General features: G+C 51.5%; 15 protein-coding genes and 1 pseudogene. 15 read left to right on the top strand and 1 reads right to left on the bottom strand.

What is annotated here, in order from left to right:
- Positions 1-11 precede the first annotated feature (11 nt).
- Positions 12-342, bottom strand: a pseudogene (locus IX31_RS23730) (Tn3 family transposase); the annotation flags it as partial.
- A 109-nt stretch (positions 343-451) separates the two neighbouring features.
- Between IX31_RS23730 and IX31_RS02785 the strand changes: the two are divergent.
- The 15 genes from IX31_RS02785 (at position 452) to IX31_RS02710 (ending at position 18784) form a co-directional block, all read left to right on the top strand.
- Positions 452-1144: a hypothetical protein gene (locus tag IX31_RS02785; RefSeq protein ID WP_034455639.1), complete on the top strand. Its 693-nt coding sequence runs from the start codon at positions 452-454 to the stop codon at positions 1142-1144.
- Between the two features lie 239 nt (positions 1145-1383).
- Positions 1384-1863 (top strand): Hcp family type VI secretion system effector, encoded by a 480-nt coding sequence (locus IX31_RS02775; RefSeq protein WP_034455637.1) that lies wholly within the window; start codon positions 1384-1386, stop codon positions 1861-1863.
- 377 nt (positions 1864-2240) lie between these two features.
- A complete protein-coding gene (locus IX31_RS02770) occupies positions 2241-3839 on the top strand; it encodes an ABC transporter substrate-binding protein (protein WP_034455636.1) in 1599 nt (532 codons plus the stop codon).
- 72 nt (positions 3840-3911) lie between these two features.
- Positions 3912-4412, top strand: a complete 501-nt coding sequence (locus tag IX31_RS02765; protein WP_034455634.1) for a GNAT family N-acetyltransferase — start codon at positions 3912-3914, stop codon at positions 4410-4412.
- A 4-nt stretch (positions 4413-4416) separates the two neighbouring features.
- Positions 4417-5172: an alpha/beta fold hydrolase gene (locus IX31_RS02760; protein WP_034455633.1), complete on the top strand. Its 756-nt coding sequence runs from the start codon at positions 4417-4419 to the stop codon at positions 5170-5172.
- A 103-nt stretch (positions 5173-5275) separates the two neighbouring features.
- A complete protein-coding gene (locus IX31_RS02755) occupies positions 5276-5509 on the top strand; it encodes a DUF2526 family protein (RefSeq protein ID WP_034455632.1) in 234 nt (77 codons plus the stop codon).
- A gap of 262 nt (positions 5510-5771) precedes the next feature.
- Positions 5772-7568 (top strand): allophanate hydrolase, encoded by a 1797-nt coding sequence (gene atzF, locus IX31_RS02750; protein WP_034455631.1) that lies wholly within the window; start codon positions 5772-5774, stop codon positions 7566-7568.
- 10 nt (positions 7569-7578) lie between these two features.
- Entirely contained in the window at positions 7579-11199 is a 3621-nt protein-coding gene (gene uca, locus IX31_RS02745; RefSeq protein ID WP_034455630.1) for an urea carboxylase, read from the top strand.
- A 64-nt stretch (positions 11200-11263) separates the two neighbouring features.
- Positions 11264-11950 carry a GntR family transcriptional regulator gene (locus IX31_RS02740; protein WP_034457096.1) on the top strand — a complete coding sequence of 229 codons (687 nt, stop codon included), beginning with the start codon at positions 11264-11266 and terminating at the stop codon, positions 11948-11950.
- 30 nt (positions 11951-11980) lie between these two features.
- Positions 11981-13252, top strand: a complete 1272-nt coding sequence (gene urtA, locus IX31_RS02735) for an urea ABC transporter substrate-binding protein (RefSeq protein WP_034455629.1) — start codon at positions 11981-11983, stop codon at positions 13250-13252.
- Between the two features lie 101 nt (positions 13253-13353).
- Positions 13354-14844 (top strand): urea ABC transporter permease subunit UrtB, encoded by a 1491-nt coding sequence (gene urtB / locus IX31_RS02730; RefSeq protein ID WP_034455628.1) that lies wholly within the window; start codon positions 13354-13356, stop codon positions 14842-14844.
- The gene (urtC, locus tag IX31_RS02725; protein ID WP_034455627.1) at positions 14844-15917 is read left to right on the top strand and encodes an urea ABC transporter permease subunit UrtC; all 1074 of its coding nucleotides are present in this window, start codon (positions 14844-14846) and stop codon (positions 15915-15917) included. The genes urtB and urtC overlap by 1 nt, the downstream gene beginning before the upstream one ends.
- Positions 15917-16714 (top strand): urea ABC transporter ATP-binding protein UrtD, encoded by a 798-nt coding sequence (urtD, locus tag IX31_RS02720; protein ID WP_034455626.1) that lies wholly within the window; start codon positions 15917-15919, stop codon positions 16712-16714. The genes urtC and urtD overlap by 1 nt, the downstream gene beginning before the upstream one ends.
- A 93-nt stretch (positions 16715-16807) precedes the next feature.
- Positions 16808-17506 carry an urea ABC transporter ATP-binding subunit UrtE gene (urtE, locus tag IX31_RS02715; protein WP_034455625.1) on the top strand — a complete coding sequence of 233 codons (699 nt, stop codon included), beginning with the start codon at positions 16808-16810 and terminating at the stop codon, positions 17504-17506.
- A 105-nt stretch (positions 17507-17611) separates the two neighbouring features.
- Positions 17612-18784, top strand: coding sequence for a GNAT family N-acetyltransferase (locus IX31_RS02710; RefSeq protein WP_198528551.1), 1173 nt, complete (start codon positions 17612-17614; stop codon positions 18782-18784).
- The last annotated feature ends 42 nt before the right edge of the window (positions 18785-18826 follow it).

Below are 18826 nucleotides of genomic sequence, written 5' to 3'. Positions count from 1 at the left end.
GCCGAATTTCGTTATCCCAGTTTCAGTGCAGTAACCAGCGTATCCTGGTCAATAATTTCATCGCTGCCCTGGAATGTATATTGTCCGTTCAGCAAAATGTGCTGCCATGCTACCGACGATATTCGGGTCAGAGCCTTAATGCCCCTGTCGTTATCTTCGGCTTCCGGTCGTTTCAGTAAACGTGATGTAATAAATTATCGTGTTGGAGATTAACCTCCAGCACTGATTGCTGATGTCCGTTTCAATATCATTTTTCCCGGTTAACTCTTTCTTACCGCTGATATTGGCGACTACGGCACGCAACTGGTGATAATATTCAACGCGGTTCGGGGAGTGATGGATAGCGATTTGGCTAAATTGTTTTCCGTTTCTCGTCCAACTGTTTACCGGACGCTTTCCCGAGGGGAAATAATAAAAAAATGGATTTAATGAAAATTAGCATGGAGTGGCTATGTATACCAACAATGAAGTCATCAGTTACCTACAAGCTAACAGGATTCTCGCATTAAAACTCGATCATGCAGTTTCTGCCGTCGGTCAGCAGGTTACAAATCAAGTTGAAACCTTAGGAAAGGGTGCTACCCGCCTGCTGTATTACACGTCCTGTTTTACCGATGAATATAATGATGTTTGCCAGCAGCAAAAGACGGAGGATCTACGCTTCAGGAATGCTGTTATTCGAATTATTCAGCATGGCGACGTTGTCTATGAAATGCTTCGGGTTTACTTTGAAGAAATATTCAAATACAAAACGAATGCCCAATTAGAGCATATTAAAAAAGCGCTTATGGCCGTAAATGTTCATATCGCGGCAAGCACCCTTAGCGGTGCGGGGTACGCTTTAGCGGTCGCTACCAGCGTCCGTATCGGATTAAATCTTAGTATGCAACTCAGTGCCCTTACGGGACGTGCAGCGGGTACGGCTGCCGGGGTTGTGGCCACGTATGGCCTGGTTCAGAAAGCAGCGGAGAGTGCTCGTCGTCTACATGTCCAATATCCAGCTTATTACTCTGCACTTTACATGCATCAACTGGAAATGATGTATTTCCTGATAGAACCAGTATTCGAGCGCGCGGGCGCACTTGAAGCGCAATCGTCGTCTGATTCATGTATAGCAAATATCATAACCTGGATGATCAGATAACCATGATTCGATCACTAAAGAAATTTTTACTGTGGCAGCTCAGGTTTTTATCATCGCTGTATGGAGCTGTAATTTTTACGATTATTTTCGCATTGCTCCAGGGATATTTTTTCCCTGATAGCCCAGTCTGGCCTATAGGCGTATTCGCCATAGTTATGATTGTTATTTTCACGCGTTACTGTAAATGGTGACAGCATTAATATCACAGTTATTTAAATCATCACTGATAAGGAAATTACATGTCTACTCCCGCTCATTTATGGCTTGAAGATGAAAATGGAGAGCCGGTTGTTGGCAGTTGTTTAATGCCACTGCGTTTGGGTTCCATCGAATTAAAATCATTTTCGCACGGTGTAACCATTCCAGTAGATCCCAGTTGGGGCAAGCTTACAGGAACGCGCGTTCATAGCCCGATCACGATAGTGAAAGAATTTGATCAGACAACACCACTCCTGTACCGCGCTGTCTGCGAAGGCCGAACTATGAAAAAGGCGACAATCAAGATGTACCGTATTCTGGAATCCGGCATCGAGGCCGAATATTTCAATATTATTCTGGAAAACGTCAAGTTCACAACAGTTGCGCCATATCTGGCTCCTAACGGTATGAGTAGCACTCACCTTGAAACGCTCGAATTGCGTTATGAGGCGATCACCTGGAAGTATACGGAAGGTAATATTATTTATCGTGATTCATGGAACGATCGCTGCTGTGCCTGACAACTAAGGAGGTCTTTAAACGGATGATGGACAGCGCTTCAAAAATCTAGATGGACTGCATTTGCCTGCATGCCCTGGATATTTTCGCTTTGCAAAATGGATGGAAAGGGTGGCTCAGGGCATTGCTAATGGAGTCATTGAGATGCCGAAAGATCACTAAAAGAAATGGATCGGAATTTCGGCGGTTCCGGCGTAGCCCCCCTAAATGAAAATGATGGGATATTGTGCTGCGTCTGGCGTAAAAATGCACGAATATCACTATTATTGAATAACCTGAGAGCCTTTTGTTATTTGTCAGAATATAAGAGCTATGGTGTTATTGACGCTCAAAATTATAAGTTCACTTTTCATTTGGCAAGCATACAAAAGGCAAAACTATGTCGACAGGGAAAACACTTCTCGCACTGTTGCTCAGCAGCATCTTACCCGCCACGGCTGCATTTGCTGCAGCAAATAACACGTTAGTTTATTGCTCCGAGGCCTCACCAGAATCCTTTAACCCACAAATTGCCAGCTCCGGCCCTACGTTTGTTGCCAGTTCACAGACACTCTATAACCGTCTGGTTGAATTTCGCCCAAGCGACAACTTACCGGTTCCGTCACTGGCTACCGCGTGGGAAATCAGCCCGGATGGTAAAACGTATACCTTTACCCTGCGTAAAGGCGTGAAATTCAATAGCAATAAAGAGTTTAAGCCGACCCGCGATTTCAATGCTGATGATGTTGTTTTCTCAGTCATGCGCCAGAAAGACCCGAAAAACCCGTACCACAACGTGTCGCAGGCGACTTACGAATACTTCAATGATGTTGGGCTTGATAAGCTGATAACCGAAGTTAAAAAGATCGATGATAACCATGTTCAGTTCACCCTGAGTGAACCCAATGCGGCATTCCTCGCAGACTGGGGTATGGATTTCGCTTCCATTCTTTCAGCAGAATACGCGGATGCGATGCTAAAAGCGGGCACCCCTGAAAAGGTGGATACTGCGCCAATCGGTACAGGGCCGTATGCGCTACAGGAATATAAAGTAGATTCGTTGATTCGCTATGTGGCGAACCCAAACTACTGGAACGGTGAAGTGCCGACCAAACATTTGATCTTCTCCATTACGCCAAACGTCCAGACGCGTATGGCGAAATTGCAGAAGAACGAATGCCAGATAATTCCAGCCCCGGCTCCGGTGCAGTTTGACGCCATTAAAGCCGACAAGGACCTGACTTTGCACACGGTAGATGGCCTGAATGTCGGTTATCTGGCGTTTAACACCACCAAAAAACCTTTTGATAATGTTCTGGTACGCCAGGCGTTGAACTACGCCGTGGATAAACAAGCCATCATCAATGCGGTGTTTATGGGGTCAGGCACGATTGCAAAATCACCGATCCCACCGGGCATGCTGGGTTTTGATAAAGATCTCAAAGATCGCTCGTACGACCCTGAAAAAGCAAAAGCGTTGTTGAAGCAGGCGGGGTTAGAGAAAGGTTTTGATACCGATTTGTGGTCGATGCCAGTGCAACGCCCATACAACCCGAACTCGCGCCGTATTGCTGAGATGATTCAGCATGACTGGGCTAAAGTCGGTGTGAACGCGAAAATCGTCACCTTTGAATGGGGCGAATACCTTTCTGGCATGCGTAAAGGCGAGCACTCATCTGCGTTGTTTGGTTGGATGAGCGATAACGGCGACCCGGATAACTTTGCAGACACTCTGCTTGGTTGCGGCAGTATTAAAAGTGGCTCTAACGCCGCGCGCTGGTGTGACAAACAGTACGATGCATTTACGCAGAAAGCGAAACTGATAAGCGATCCAGCTGCACGTGCCAAACTCTACGAGCAGGCGCAAGAAGTGTTCTACCAACAAGCCCCATGGATCCCACTGGCAAACGGTAAAACTTTCTATGCGACACGCAGCAATGTGACCGGTTATACCGTAAGCACAAACGGCAGCGATTTCTCGAAAGCAAAATTGAATTAATCTCGACTGACGCTTCCCGAGTTGGGAAGCGCCATATTCTGGACTCGGCAGCTACATAAACAAGGATGAAAAATGGTAATGTTCAGGCCTATGTTAAGCCATGAGTTTTTGGCTTTTGTTGAATATTTCATTGCGGATTATGCAAATGAGATAGCCAGTAATTATCGACTTTCGCCAGCGGATGCTTTGTTACAGGCCCGCCGTGAGACAGAGTCAAGTTTCCCTGACGGTGAAAAAAGTGCCGGTCAGGTTGTGTTATGCATAACACAAACCCGCCAGGGTGAAGAGCAGCATATTGGCTATCTATGGTATAAGCCGGACGCGCAACTAAAATCTATTTACATCAATGACTTTTATCTCTTTCCAAAGTTTCGTGGCTTGGGACTGGGGAGTGAGGCGATGAAATGCCTGGAAGGGCGGCTAATTCAGGAAGGCTATAAGCAGATCAAACTTCGGGTGGCTGCTGATAATCGCAAAGCCAGACAGGTCTATGAATCTAATGGTTTTGGTGTCACCGGTATCAATATGAATAAAATATTGGGCTCAACACCCGATACTCTTTCTGAGGATTAATGCTGTGGAATCGTTTATCTCCTCTATAGCACATTGCCGCGTTCGCTGGATGGATCTGCCCGGAACGGGAACACCACTGGTGTTTGTTCATGGCCTTGGATGTGCGGCTTCTTATGAATACCCACGCGTGGTTACCGATAAAAATTTTTCCGGAAGAAGGGCGATTCTTATCGATCTTCCTGGTTACGGATACAGTGAAAAACCAAAGGATTATCGCTATTCGATAACCGAACAGGCGCAGGTGGTTGCCGAGCTTATCTCTCATTTGAAATTAGAGAAGTTTTTTATCTATGGCCACAGTATGGGGGGAAGCATCAGTATCGAGGCGGCGCAATTGCTCGGCGAGAGTTTGTGCGGGCTGGTGGTATCGGAACCCAATTTTCACCCTGGTGGCGGGTTCTTTAGCCAACAGATTTGTAGCAACAGTGAAGCGGATTATGTCTCAACAATTCACCATTCAATGGTTAGCGATGAAAGTGGGCCATGGGCGGGGAGTTTATCTGTTGCGGCGCCCTGGGCCGTCTGGCGAGGCGCTGAAAGCCTGATAAACGGAAATGACTGGATTGGCGCATTTGCTGAGCTAAACAAACCGAAGGCGCTCATATTTGGCGAAAGGTCGTTACCTGACAGCGATTTCGAGCAAATCCGAACCATGAATATTTCGACTGTAGTATTGCCCGCTTGTGGGCATTCGATGTCATGGGAAAATCCTTCAGCGTTAGCCAAAGCTTTAGATGCATTTTGCCAATGCTATGAGTGAATGGTGAACAGCGGCAGTACTCCCCGGTTAATACCAGCCATAAAATCATTGATTCCTGACCTAAAAACGCTAGGGTGTCGGTACGAATTGTAAGGAGAAAAAGATGGCGCATTTAGAAGATGTTATTGCCCGAGTAGACGCAGCGATTGCTGAAAATGTGATCGAACATATGAACGAACTGCTGATCGCGTTGAGCGACGATGCAGAATTAAGCCGTGAGGAACGTTATGCGCAACAACAGCGCTTGCGCGTCGCCATTGCGCAGAAAGGGCATCACCACAAAGCAGAAGCAGAACAACGCCGTGAAGATTTAACGAAAGGCGGCACAATTATTTAATCCTGGGCGGGAATTTCCCGCCTTATCGTCTTTCCCCAGCTCGAATTATTTTGGGTATATCAGAATATAAGTAAATATTATGACGGATAATATTTGCACCGTCCTGAACAAATAATTTTATTACACGCTCTAAAAGAGTGCGGAGAAATATCTTACTCCATCTCTGAAAGAATCTAATTATCTGAATATAATGATAATTAAAACTTTGGCACGCTAAATGCTTTATTTATTCCATCTTGTATACCAGATGGGATTCCAGTTTATGTCAGTAGCGACTTTGTCTGAATGGGTAGCCAGTTATCACCAGCATCCGCAACAACTTGTAGCGGCATATCAGCAATTAGATGCAGATTTATCCCGTGATGATAACGCCTGGATATATATTGCGACGCATGATGAAATCTATGGGCAATTAACCACAATTTTTCATGCGATTAATTCTGGTGAAAAACAAGCACTCGATTTTCCTCTATTAGGCGTTCCTTTTGCGGCGAAAGATAATATCGATGTCGCCGGAATGCCCACCAGCGCCGCATGTCCAGCTTTTACCTACACACCAGAAAAAGATGCGACGGTGATTGCTCGCCTGAAAGCGGCGGGAGCAATTGTGGTAGGCAAAACAAACCTCGACCAGTTTGCGACCGGGCTTGTCGGCACACGCTCACCGTTTGGCGCGGTGAAAAATACTTTTAACCCAGAATATGTCAGCGGTGGCTCAAGTTCTGGTTCCGCCTCCGTGGTGGCTCGCGGCCTGGTGTGTTTCTCTCTGGGTACCGACACCGCAGGTTCCGGGCGCGTCCCGGCCGGGTTTAACAACATTGTTGGCTTGAAACCGACCAAAGGCTGGATTTCCACCGCAGGCGTTGTCCCTGCATGTCGGCTGAATGACTGTGTTTCGGTGTTTGCGTTAACCGTTGAAGATGCACAAATCGTTGCCGCTGTTGCGGGTGGCTACGATCCACAAGATCCGTACTCCCGAAAGAACCCACAAACGGCTCCTGCACGTTTTAGCGAAAAAATGCGATTTGCCATTCCTGATTCGTTGGAATTTTTTGGCGACAGTGTGAGTGAAGCGGCCTTCATGAAAACATTGACCCGACTGCAACAGCAGGGCGCAGAACTGGTGCCGATTGATTTCAGCGCATTTAACCAACTTGCCGAACAGCTGTATTACGGCGCGTGGGTGGCAGAACGCACCGTTGCCGTAGGTGAAATCTTCAAAAACCAGCCTGAAGCGATGGACCCGACAGTGCGCGGTATTGTGGCAAATGGCCTCAATTACACGGCTTGTGATGCCTGGCAGGCGGAATACACCCGCGCCGAACTGGCACAGCAAATCAATGCGCAGCTGAGCGAGTTTGACGCACTGGTGGTGCCAACCTCACCGACCATTCATACCCTTGCCGAAATGGCGCAAGAGCCGGTGCGATACAACTCGCAGTTTGGCACTTATACCAACTTCACTAACCTTGCCGACCTTTGTGCTTTAGCTCTGCCGGGTGATTTCCGCACAGACGGAATCCCCGCCGGGATAACACTTATCGCCCCTGCATGGCATGACCAGGCACTGAGTCATTTTGGGGAAAGCTGGCAGCAGGCGCTGAACTTACCACTGGGGGCTACCGATAAATGTCTTCCTGCGAGCAACGCCGCAAAAACGTCTACAAACCACGTTCGTGTTGCGGTCGTTGGCGCACATCTGCGCGGTATGCCGCTTAACCACCAGCTCACCACCCGCAATGCGGTATTTATCGAAGAATCCTTTACTGCCGCCAATTACCGCCTCTACGCACTTGCAAATACTCAGCCGCCGAAACCGGGGCTTGCACGCAGTTCCAAAGGGCAGCCGATTGTTGTTGAACTGTGGGACATCCCGCTGGCGCGCTTTGGTGAGTTTGTGGCAGAAATCCCGGCCCCGCTTGGGATCGGCACATTGACGCTGGAAGATGGCCGGAGCGTTAAAGGGTTTATCTGCGAACCCGTAGCACTCTCTGATGCCACGGATATCACCGAGTGGGGCGGCTGGAAGGCCTGGCTTACCCGTCACCACAGCGCCTAAGGAGACGACAATGTTTAGCTCTGTATTGATAGCCAACCGCGGTGAAATTGCCGTTCGCGCAATTAAAACGCTTAAAAAAATGGGCATCGGCAGTGTTGCGGTTTATTCCGATCCTGATGCTAACGCGCAGCATGTGATTGATGCCGATGTGGCGATTGCGTTGGGTGGCGAAAAAGCAACGGACAGTTACCTCGATATTGAGAAGATCGTTGCCGCTGCTAAAGCGAGCGGGGCTCAGGCGATATTTCCTGGCTACGGTTTTTTGTCGGAACGCGCGGAATTTGCTCAAGCCTGTGCTGATAACGGGTTGATATTTATTGGCCCTACACCTGAGCAAATTCGTGACTTTGGCCTGAAACACCGCGCGCGTGAACTGGCGTTTAAAGCTGATGTGCCGATGACGCCGGGAACGGGCCTGCTGCTGACACTGAAAGAGGCACAACTGGCGGCGGCTGAAATTGGCTATCCGGTAATGCTGAAAACCACCGCCGGTGGCGGAGGGATTGGGCTGACGCGATGTGAAGATGACGCAAGCCTGGTTGAAGCCTGGTCGAGCGTAAAACGTTTGGGTCAGCAGTTTTTCAGCGACGATGGTGTGTTTATTGAGCGTTTTGTTGACCGTGCACGTCACCTTGAAGTGCAGATTTTTGGCGATGGCAAAGGCAAAGTCGTGGCTCTCGGCGAGCGTGATTGCTCACTGCAACGCCGTAATCAGAAAGTGGTGGAAGAAACCCCGGCACCAAACTTGCCGCAAGCAACCCGTGAAGCTATTCATGCGGCAGCGGTCGCACTCGGTGAATCAGTGAATTACCGCAGCGCTGGCACCGTGGAATTTATTTACGATGCGGCACGCGATGCGTTCTATTTTCTCGAAGTGAATACCCGTTTGCAGGTAGAGCACCCGGTAACAGAGATGGTCACCGGACTTGATCTGGTTGAATGCATGATTAACGTCGCCGCAGGTGTCACGCTTGACTGGCAACGTATGGCGCAGCCGCCAAAAGGTGCATCCATTGAAGTACGCATTTATGCCGAAGATGCGCTGAAAAACTTCCAGCCAAGCCCTGGCGTGTTGACTGACGTTTTCTTCCCGCAGGGTGTGCGCGTCGATGGTTGGGTCAGTACCGGCAGTGAAGTCAGCGCGTTCTACGATCCGATGATCGCCAAAGTGATCGTCCACGGTGACGATCGTCAGCAGGCGTTAAGTAAACTGAACACGGCGCTGGCAGCTACGCGTTTGCATGGTATTGCGACCAATCTCGATTACCTGCGTCAAATTGTACAACTGGCGGAATTTAAAGCTGGGGTGATGTGGACGCGCCTGCTGGATGACGTGGTTTACCAGGCTCATGCCATTGAAGTGCTGGAGCCAGGCACCTGGAGCAGCGTGCAGGACAGCCCCGGCCGCCTCGGTTACTGGGACATTGGTGTGCCCCCGTCCGGCCCGATGGATGATTTTGCTTTTCGACTAGCCAACCGCATTGTGGGCAACCATCCGTCTGCCGCAGGTCTTGAATTTACCCTGCAGGGGCCGACGCTGCGCTTCCACAGTGAGGCGACCATCGCGTTAACGGGTGCTGATTGCCCGGCAACGCTTGATGATCAAGAGATCCCATACTGGCAGCCGGTGATCGTTAAAGCCGGGCAGACGCTAAAACTGGGTCGCGCCACTTCCGGTTGCCGCACTTATCTGGCAGTACGTAATGGTTTTGACGTTCCGGTCTATCTCGGTAGCCGTTCGACCTTTGCCCTTGGGCAGTTTGGCGGCCATGCCGGGCGCACCTTACGCGTAGCGGATGTGCTGGCGATTTCCCAACCGTGTTTACCGGCCTGTACCACACCTGCACCGATTTCGTTGCCACAAACCCCGGAACCGGCAGTGATTCCACAATACAGCGATGTGTGGGAAATCGGTGTGTTGTACGGGCCACATGGCGCACCTGATTTCTTCACGCCTGAGTCCATGCAGACATTCTTTGAAAGCGAGTGGCAGGTTCACTACAACTCGAACCGCCTCGGGGTGCGTTTGGTCGGCCCTAAGCCCGAGTGGACGCGGGCTGACGGCGGTGAAGCGGGTTTGCACCCTTCCAACGTGCACGATTGCGAATATGCTATTGGCGCGGTGAACTTTACCGGTGACTTCCCGGTCATCCTGACACGTGATGGCCCAAGTCTGGGCGGTTTTGTCTGCCCGGTGACCATTGCCAAAGCGGAACTGTGGAAGGTCGGGCAGGTGAAACCAGGCGACCGCATTCGTTTCCATGCGATTACCTTTGAACACGCTCAGTCGCTGGAAATTGCCCAGGATGTGGCGGTAACTAATTTGCTGCATGTATTAACGCTGCCGGACTTACATCCGTCGATTACGCCGACGACCACCTCAAGTGCGGCGATCCTCGCAGAACTGGCGGCGCAAGGGGATTTACCCGCCGTGGTTTACCGCCAGGCGGGCGACAACTATGTGCTGATTGAATACGGCGACAACGTATTGGATCTGGCTTTGCGCCTGCGTATTTATCTGCTGATGAAAGCCATCAAACAAAGTGGGATGTCGGGAATAGAGGAGCTTTCACCGGGCGTACGTTCGCTACAGGTGCGTTACGATAGCCAGCATATTTCCCAGTCGCAATTACTCACTTTGCTGCTTGGCCTGGAAAAACAGCTTGGCGATGTCAGCAAACTCAAAATTCCTTCACGCATTGTGCATCTGCCAATGGCTTTTGAAGACAGTGCGACACTTGCTGCGGTTGAACGTTATAAAGAAACCGTGCGCGCCGATGCGCCATGGCTGCCGAACAACGTTGATTTTATTCAGCGCACAAATGGCCTCGCACACCGCGACGAAGTGAAACAGATCATCTTCGACGCCAGCTACCTGATTCTCGGCCTTGGGGATGTGTACCTCGGTGCACCATGCGCTGTGCCGCTCGACCCACGTCACCGCCTGCTTAGCTCGAAATACAATCCCGCCCGTACATGGACTGCCGAAGGCACCGTTGGAATCGGCGGCATGTATATGTGCATCTACGGCATGGATTCACCCGGTGGATATCAGCTTGTCGGGCGTACGCTACCTATCTGGAACAAATTCCTTAAGAACGAACAGTTTGGTGATGAGCCATGGTTGCTGAAGTTCTTTGACCAGGTACGTTTCTATCCGGTTAGCGAAGACGAACTGACTGAGTTTCGCGCTGCGTTCCGTGAAGGACGTGCCCAGGTGCGTGTTGAAGAGGTTGAGTTCGATTTTGCCGCTTACACACTATTCCTCGCCGATAACGCCGACGACATAGCTGATTTCCGCACTCGCCAGCAACAGGCGTTTGCGCTTGAGGTAGCCAATTGGAAAGAGCAAGAAAGTGCCGCCGTCGAGAGCGCGATGTCAGCGCAACTCGAGGTTGTTGAAGATCAGCCAGGACAACTGGTGAGTGCGGATCTTAACGGCAATATCTGGAAGATCCTCGTGGAGCCAGGGCAGGTTGTGAAGCAGGGCGAGCCGCTGATTGTGGTGGAAGCGATGAAAATGGAGTTGATGGTCGCAGCACCGTGCGATGGCACTGTGCTGCGCGTCAGCTGCCAGCAGGGCCGCCCCGTGGGGCCAGGGGATGCGCTGCTTTGGCTGGATGCGGTGTGATTTTATGGCGGATGGCGCGTTGCTTATCCACCCTACGAACGGAGCCATCCGCCGCGAGGTAAACATGCATAACACGAAAAAACCAGCGGGTATCGCCGAACGCATCTATCGCCAGCTCAAGCAGGAAATCTTTGATTTTCAGTTACTGCCCGGTGACAGATTCAGTGAAAACGACATCGCGGTGCGTATGGCGGCGAGCCGTACGCCGGTGCGTCAGGCGCTGTACGCGCTGGAGCAGGAAGGCTATGTCGAGGTGCAGCCTCGCAGTGGCTGGCAGATCAATGCGGTGGATTTCGACCATCTGGAATCGCTCTACGATCTGCGCATTGTGCTGGAGCTGGAAGCCGTAAAACGGCTATGTGCGCTGCCCGCAGAAGTGCTGCCGCTACCCCTTCAGTCTCTCAAGCAATTCTGGATTGATGCACCGCAACTGGCTGATGGTGCGGAAGTCGCCAGCCATGATGAGGTGTTCCATATGACGCTGGTGGAAGCGACAGGAAACCCGGAAATGGCGCGGGTGCATCGGGATATTACAGAAAAAATTCGTATTGTGCGGCGGCTGGACTTCACCCAGCGGCCGCGCGTGAGTGCCACTTACCACGAGCATGGGCTGATTTTGCTCGCCATTTTGAACCGACAGCTTCAGGAGGCGCAAAGCCGTTTACACGACCACATAGCCGCAAGTCAGAAAGAGGTTCGTCAGATTACCCTCCACATGCTTCATCAGGCGAAGCGTGGAGCTATTCGCTAGTACACACAGCTAATTTTTGGAGTGAGACTTATGCAACGTCGTACTTTTATCAAAGCTTTTGCACTCTCGGCCTCCGTTGTCAGCATGGGGCTGGCCTTCAGCGCATACGCTGCTGACACCATTAAAGTGGGCATCATGCACTCGCTTTCCGGCACCATGGCAATTTCTGAAACGCCGCTCAAAGATGTGGCGCTGATGACCATCGCGGACATCAACGCCAAAGGCGGTGTGCTGGGGAAACAGCTCGAACCGGTGGTGGTTGACCCGGCATCTAACTGGCCGCTGTTTGCTGAAAAAGCACGGCAGTTACTGAGCCAGGATAAAGCAGCGGTGGTGTTTGGCTGCTGGACATCGGTATCGCGTAAATCGGTTTTGCCGGTATTTGAAGAACTGAATGGACTGCTGTTCTACCCGGTGCAATACGAAGGTGAAGAGATGTCGCCAAACGTGTTCTATACCGGTGCGGCACCGAACCAGCAGGCCATTCCGGCGGTGGAATACCTGATGAGCGAGGACGGTGGGGCGGCGAAACGCTACTTCCTGCTGGGCACGGATTATGTTTATCCGCGTACCACCAACAAGATTCTGCGTGCTTTCCTGCATTCCAAAGGCGTGCAGGATAAAGATATTGAAGAAGTGTATACCCCGTTTGGTTACAGCGATTACCAGACCATTGTTGCCAATATTAAGAAATTCTCCGCCGGCGGCAAAACGGCGGTGATCTCCACCATTAACGGCGATTCCAACGTCCCGTTCTATAAAGAACTCGCCAACCAGGGCCTGAAAGCGACCGATGTGCCGGTAGTGGCGTTCTCGGTGGGTGAAGAAGAACTGCGCGGTATCGATACCAAACCGTTGGTCGGCAACCTGGCTGCGTGGAACTACTTTGAATCAGTGGATAACCCAACTAACAAAGCGTTTGTCGCCGAATGGAAAGCCTACGCCAAAGCCCACAAGCTGCCGAATGCCGACACGGTTGTGACCAATGATCCAATGGAAGCGACATATGTGGGTATTCATATGTGGGCGCAAGCGGTGGAAAAAGCCGGAACCACGGACGTCGACAAAGTACGCGCGGCAATGGCGGGGCAAACCTACAAAGCGCCATCTGGCTTTACGCTCACCATGGATGCCACCAACCACCACCTGCATAAGCCGGTGATGATTGGTGAAATCGAAGGTAACGGCCAGTTCAACGTGGTGTGGCAAACCGACCAGCCAGTACGCGCACAGCCCTGGAGCCCGTTCATTGCAGGCAATGATAAGAAGTCTGACGAGCCGGTGAAAATGGCGAGTAATTAAAGCAAAACCAGTGTCGGGTAACGCTAACGTTTACCCGACCTACAAATGCCTTTGTCGGGTGGATAAGCGCTGCGTCATCCACCATAAATCCAGGAGCCTTCATGAAACTATTTCGCTGCCTGTTAATCGCAGCCTGGCTGCTGCCGTGTTTCGCTCATGCCGGAGACGCTGAAGATTTTGCCGCAGCAAACCGCGCTCAGCAGGCAAAATTGCTGCAAACGTGGGCGGCGGCACCGGATGCAAAACGTTTACCGTTGCTCAACGCTCTGACGCAAGAAAATCTGGTGATTAACAATAAAAAAGTCCGGCTGACTAACCGTTTACGCATTCTGGCTGGCAGTGCCCTCGCCAGCCATCAATTAGTGAGTGACAACGTCACCGAGCGTTTGCAAGCGGCAAAAGCGCTGCAACGCGATGTACAGCCTGATTTGCTGCCACTGTTACAACAAAGACTTAGAGCTGAAACAAACGAAGATGTTCGCAGTGCGCTCGAAGGCGTCGTTGCCCAACTCCAGCTTGTCAGCCCTGACGCAAAAGTGCGCCTCAATGCGGTTGAATTACTTAGCCATTCTGCCGATCCCGATACGCAAGCATTGCTTAAACCGCTGACTGACGCGCAAACCGAACCCGATGCGCAGGTGCGCAAAGCGGCCAGCGAAGGGCTGCAAAAAATTCAACACCGTTTAATGCTGGGCGACATTCTCGGTCAGGCATTTATGGGGATTTCGTTAGGTTCTATTTTGCTATTGGCAGCACTCGGGCTTGCGATTACCTACGGTTTGCTGGGCGTGATTAATATGGCGCACGGCGAAATGCTGATGTTGGGAGCTTACTCCGCATGGCTGGTGCAAAGCGTTTTTCAGCACTACGCGCCAACATGGCTGACATTTTACCCGATCGTGGCGTTACCGGTGGCGTTTGCTGTTACCGCCGGAATCGGTATGGCGCTGGAGCGCACGGTGATTCGCCATTTGTACGGACGGCCGCTGGAAACCCTGCTGGCAACATGGGGTATCAGCCTGATGCTTATCCAGATAGTACGCATGGTGTTTGGTGCGCAAAACATGGAGGTCGCTAACCCTTCCTGGTTGTCTGGTGGCGTGCAGGTGTTGCCGAACCTGATTTTGCCGTGGAACCGCCTGGTGGTGATGGGGTTCGTGATGCTGGTGTTGCTGTTTACCTGGCTGCTGCTGAACAAAACCCGTCTTGGCATGAATGTGCGAGCCGTTACGCAAAACCGCGCCATGGCAGCCTGCTGCGGTGTGCCAACCGGACGTGTGGATATGCTGGCGTTTGGCCTCGGTTCAGGTATTGCAGGTCTTGGCGGCGTAGCGCTTTCGCAGCTTGGCAACGTCGGTCCGGAACTGGGACAAGGCTACATTATCGACTCCTTCCTGGTGGTGGTGCTCGGCGGTGTGGGCCAACTGGCAGGAACGGTTGTTGCCGCATTCGGGCTGGGTATCTTCAATAAAATCCTCGAACCGCAAATTGGCGCGGTGCTGGGCAAAATCCTCATCCTTGTGCTGATCATTTTGTTTATCCAGAAACGCCCGCAAGGCCTGTTCGCCCTGAAAGGGAGGGTTATTGACTGATGAGCCAGCCGCTTACGTTAACCATGACCCGCAAAGCGCCACGTTTGTCTGTCGCATTGGGGGCACTGATTGTGGTGCTGATGCTGACACTGCCGTTTTTAACGCTTCTGCCAGCAAGCCATCCACTGAGTCTCTCCACCTACACGCTGACGCTAGTCGGCAAAATCCTTTGCTATGCGGTGGTCGCCATCGCGCTGGATCTAGTATGGGGCTACGCCGGGCTGCTTTCGCTTGGACACGGTATTTTCTTTGCCCTCGGCGGCTACGCAATGGGGATGTACCTGATGCGTCAGGCCGCAGGTGACGGGCTACCCGCGTTTATGTCTTTCCTTTCCTGGGATCAACTGCCGTGGTTCTGGTGGGGCACGCAACATTTTGCCTGGGCGCTGGCGCTGATTGTGCTGGTGCCAGGGTTGCTTGCCTTAGTGTTTGGTTTCTTTGCGTTTCGCTCAAAAATCAAAGGTGTCTATTTTTCGATTATGACTCAGGCGCTGACTTATGCCGGAATGCTACTGTTCTTTCGTAATGAAACCGGATTTGGCGGCAATAACGGGTTTACCGGGTTTACCACGTTGCTGGGGATGCCAATTACGGCGACCAGTACGCGAATTGGTCTGTTTATTGCCACGGTTTTGTTACTGCTGGCAAGTCTGGGAATAGGTTTTGCCTTAGCGCGCAGCAAGTTTGGCCGGGTATTAACCGCGGTGCGCGATGCCGAAAACCGCCTGGTGTTCTGCGGGTACGATCCGCGTGGTTTCAAACTGCTGGTGTGGACATTATCCGCTGTGCTTTGCGGGCTGGCGGGGGCGTTGTATGTGCCACAGGTCGGCATTATTAATCCAGGTGAAATGTCACCGACCAACTCTATCGAAGCGGCTATTTGGGTGGCGCTTGGCGGGCGAGGCACCTTGATCGGTCCAATCCTTGGCGCAGGGCTGGTGAACGGCGCGAAAAGCTACTTCACCATGGCGGTGCCGGAATACTGGCAACTGTTCCTTGGGCTGATTTTTATCGTCGTTACCCTGTTTTTACCGCGCGGTGTGATTGGCTTGCTGCGTAAGGGAGAAAAATAATGCAACCAGGTGAACCGCTTTTTACTCGGCAGTACGAAGCAGACAGATTTCGTGATCAAACCGATCCGGTTCTGATGCTGGAAAACATCAATGTCAGTTTTGATGGGTTTAAAGCTCTGACCGATCTGTCACTCAATATCGGCGTCGGTGAATTACGTTGCGTGATTGGCCCAAATGGTGCCGGCAAAACCACGTTAATGGATGTGATTACCGGCAAAACCAAACCGCAAAGCGGCAGGGCATTTTACGATCAATCGACCGATTTGCTGCGTTTAGAACCGGCTGATATTGCTCAACGCGGTATCGGGCGTAAATTCCAGAAGCCAACGGTTTTCGAGGCTTTGACAGTATTTGAAAACCTCGAGATTGCGCAGAAAACCGATAAATCGGTCTGGGCGAGCCTGCGGGCGAAACTCAACTCTGAACAGCGCGATCGCATTGACGAAATGTTCACTATCTTACGCCTGGGTGCTGAGCGCCATCGTAAAGCCGGGCTACTTTCTCATGGGCAAAAGCAGTTTCTGGAAATCGGAATGCTGTTGGTGCAGGAGCCACATTTATTGTTGCTCGATGAACCCGCAGCAGGCATGACGGATGCCGAAACTGAGTATACCGCCGAGCTGTTTCGTGGGTTGGCGGGTAAGCACTCCTTGATGGTGGTGGAACATGATATGGGCTTTGTGGAAACCATTGCCGACCACGTTACGGTACTTCATCAGGGCCAGGTGCTGGCGGAAGGTTCACTGCGCGAAGTGCAGGCCAACGAGCAGGTGATTGAAGTGTATTTGGGGCGATAAATTCATGATGGAAGACGCCACGCTTTTCCATCCTACAACGGCAATTCGTAGATCGGATAAGCGGCACGCCATCCGACACCAAAGGGGTTAACTATGCTCATAGTCAACGATCTTAACCAATACTACGGCGGTAGCCATATTCTGCGCGGAGTCTCGTTTGAAGCAAAAATTGGTGAAGTCACCTGCTTGCTGGGGCGTAATGGCGTTGGTAAAAGTACCTTGCTTAAATGCCTGATGGGGCTGATCCCGGCAAAATCCGGCAGCGTTAACTGGCAGCAGAACAACATCACCAGCCGTAAACCCCATCAGCGTGTACAGGCAGGTATTGCCTATGTGCCGCAAGGGCGCGAAATATTCCCGCGCTTAACGGTGGAGGAAAACCTGCTGATGGGGCTTTCACGCTTTGCAGGGCGAGATGCAAAGCAGGTGCCGGAAGACATTTACCAGCTTTTCCCGGTGCTTAAAGAGATGAAGCAACGGCGCGGAGGCGATCTCTCTGGGGGCCAACAGCAACAGTTGGCAATAGGTCGTGCGCTGGCCTGCAAACCACAGTTACTGATTCTGGACGAACCAACAGAAGGGATTCAGCCATCAGTTATTAAGGAGATCGGTCAGGTTATTGGTAGCCTTGCTGCCAAAGGAGATATGGCAATTTTGCTGGTGGAGCAGTTTTATGATTTTGCCGCGCAGCTTGCCGATAACTATTTGGTGATGTCACGTGGCTCGATTATCCAGCGTGGAAAGGGCCCGGATATGGAAACCGATGGGGTCAGGGGGCTGGTGGCGATTTAGCCCTGCATATGGTCTACAAAACCTGCCACATTATGGTTCTTTTTGTTATGCCATTTGTTGCTTATATTCGTAACACTTATCCCTCTAAGTTTGCCGAGGCCTGAATTGACCATAAATGAACATCAACAACCGGTTGGCCATGCACTTCCGGATTGGCAGCCTTGCCCGCACCCACAGCGTGTAGTGCTGGAAGGGCACTATTGCCGCCTTGAGCCGCTGGCACCTTCTCATACCGCCTCACTTTGGGCTGCCTGGAATACGGCAAAAGACAACAGCGGCTGGACGTATCTGAGTGTTGGGCCGTTTGCGAGCCTTCAGCAATTTGCCGATTTCATAGAGACTGCGGCGCAAAGCCACGATCCATTGCATTACGCGGTTGTCGATACCCAAAGCGGCGACGCGCTGGGCACACTGTCTCTAATGCGCATCGACCCGGCAAATGGCGTGGTGGAAGTCGGTTTCGTTATGTACACCCCGCTGTTACAGCGCACCGTTCAGGCAACCGAGGCCCATTACCTGTTAATGAAGTATGCCTTTGGGCTGGGTTATCGCCGTTATGAGTGGAAATGCGACAGCCTGAATGGCCCATCGCGCCATGCGGCAATTCGTCTGGGGTTCCGTTACGAAGGTTTGTTCCGCCAGGCGGTGGTGTATAAACAACGCACTCGGGATACTGCGTGGTTTTCTATTCTCGATAGCGAATGGCCGCAAATTCAGCAGGCATTTGAAGCTTGGCTCAGCATTGAAAATATGGCTGATGGCGTACAAAAGCAGGGACTGGCCAAGATTCGTGCGAGTTTGAGGAGTCATCGTCCAAACCTGAACAGGAATGTGGTGCAGGTAAGAGCTCTTGTTGAAAGTGACTATGCGCAGTGGGCTGCGTTGTGGCAGGGGTATCTGACGTTTTATAACTCGCAGATTGGTGACGTTGTCACGCAACTGACGTGGCAGCGTATGCTGGATGCAGCCGAGCCGATGTATGCGCTGGGCGCGTTTGATGAGCAGGATAAAATGGTCGGTATTGTGCATATGGTTTATCACCGTGGCACCTGGTCGGCTGAGGATCATTGCTATCTTGAGGATCTGTTTACCGCATCTGATTCGCGTGGCAAGGGGGTTGGCCGGGCGCTGATTGAAGGTGTTTATCAGCATGCGCAATCGAAAGGTTGCGGGCGGGTGTACTGGCATACCCATGAAACCAATGCGGCAGGCCAGGCGTTATACGACAAGTTGGCGGATAAGCCTGGTTTTATTCAGTACCGTAAAGATCTTAAGTAGTTTCGTCGGATGACGCTTTGCTTATCCGACCTACGATTAGGT

Source organism: Buttiauxella noackiae, from assembly GCF_000737905.1.
GTDB lineage: Bacteria > Pseudomonadota > Gammaproteobacteria > Enterobacterales > Enterobacteriaceae > Buttiauxella > Buttiauxella noackiae.
This window is presented reverse-complemented; position numbering and strand designations above follow the sequence as displayed.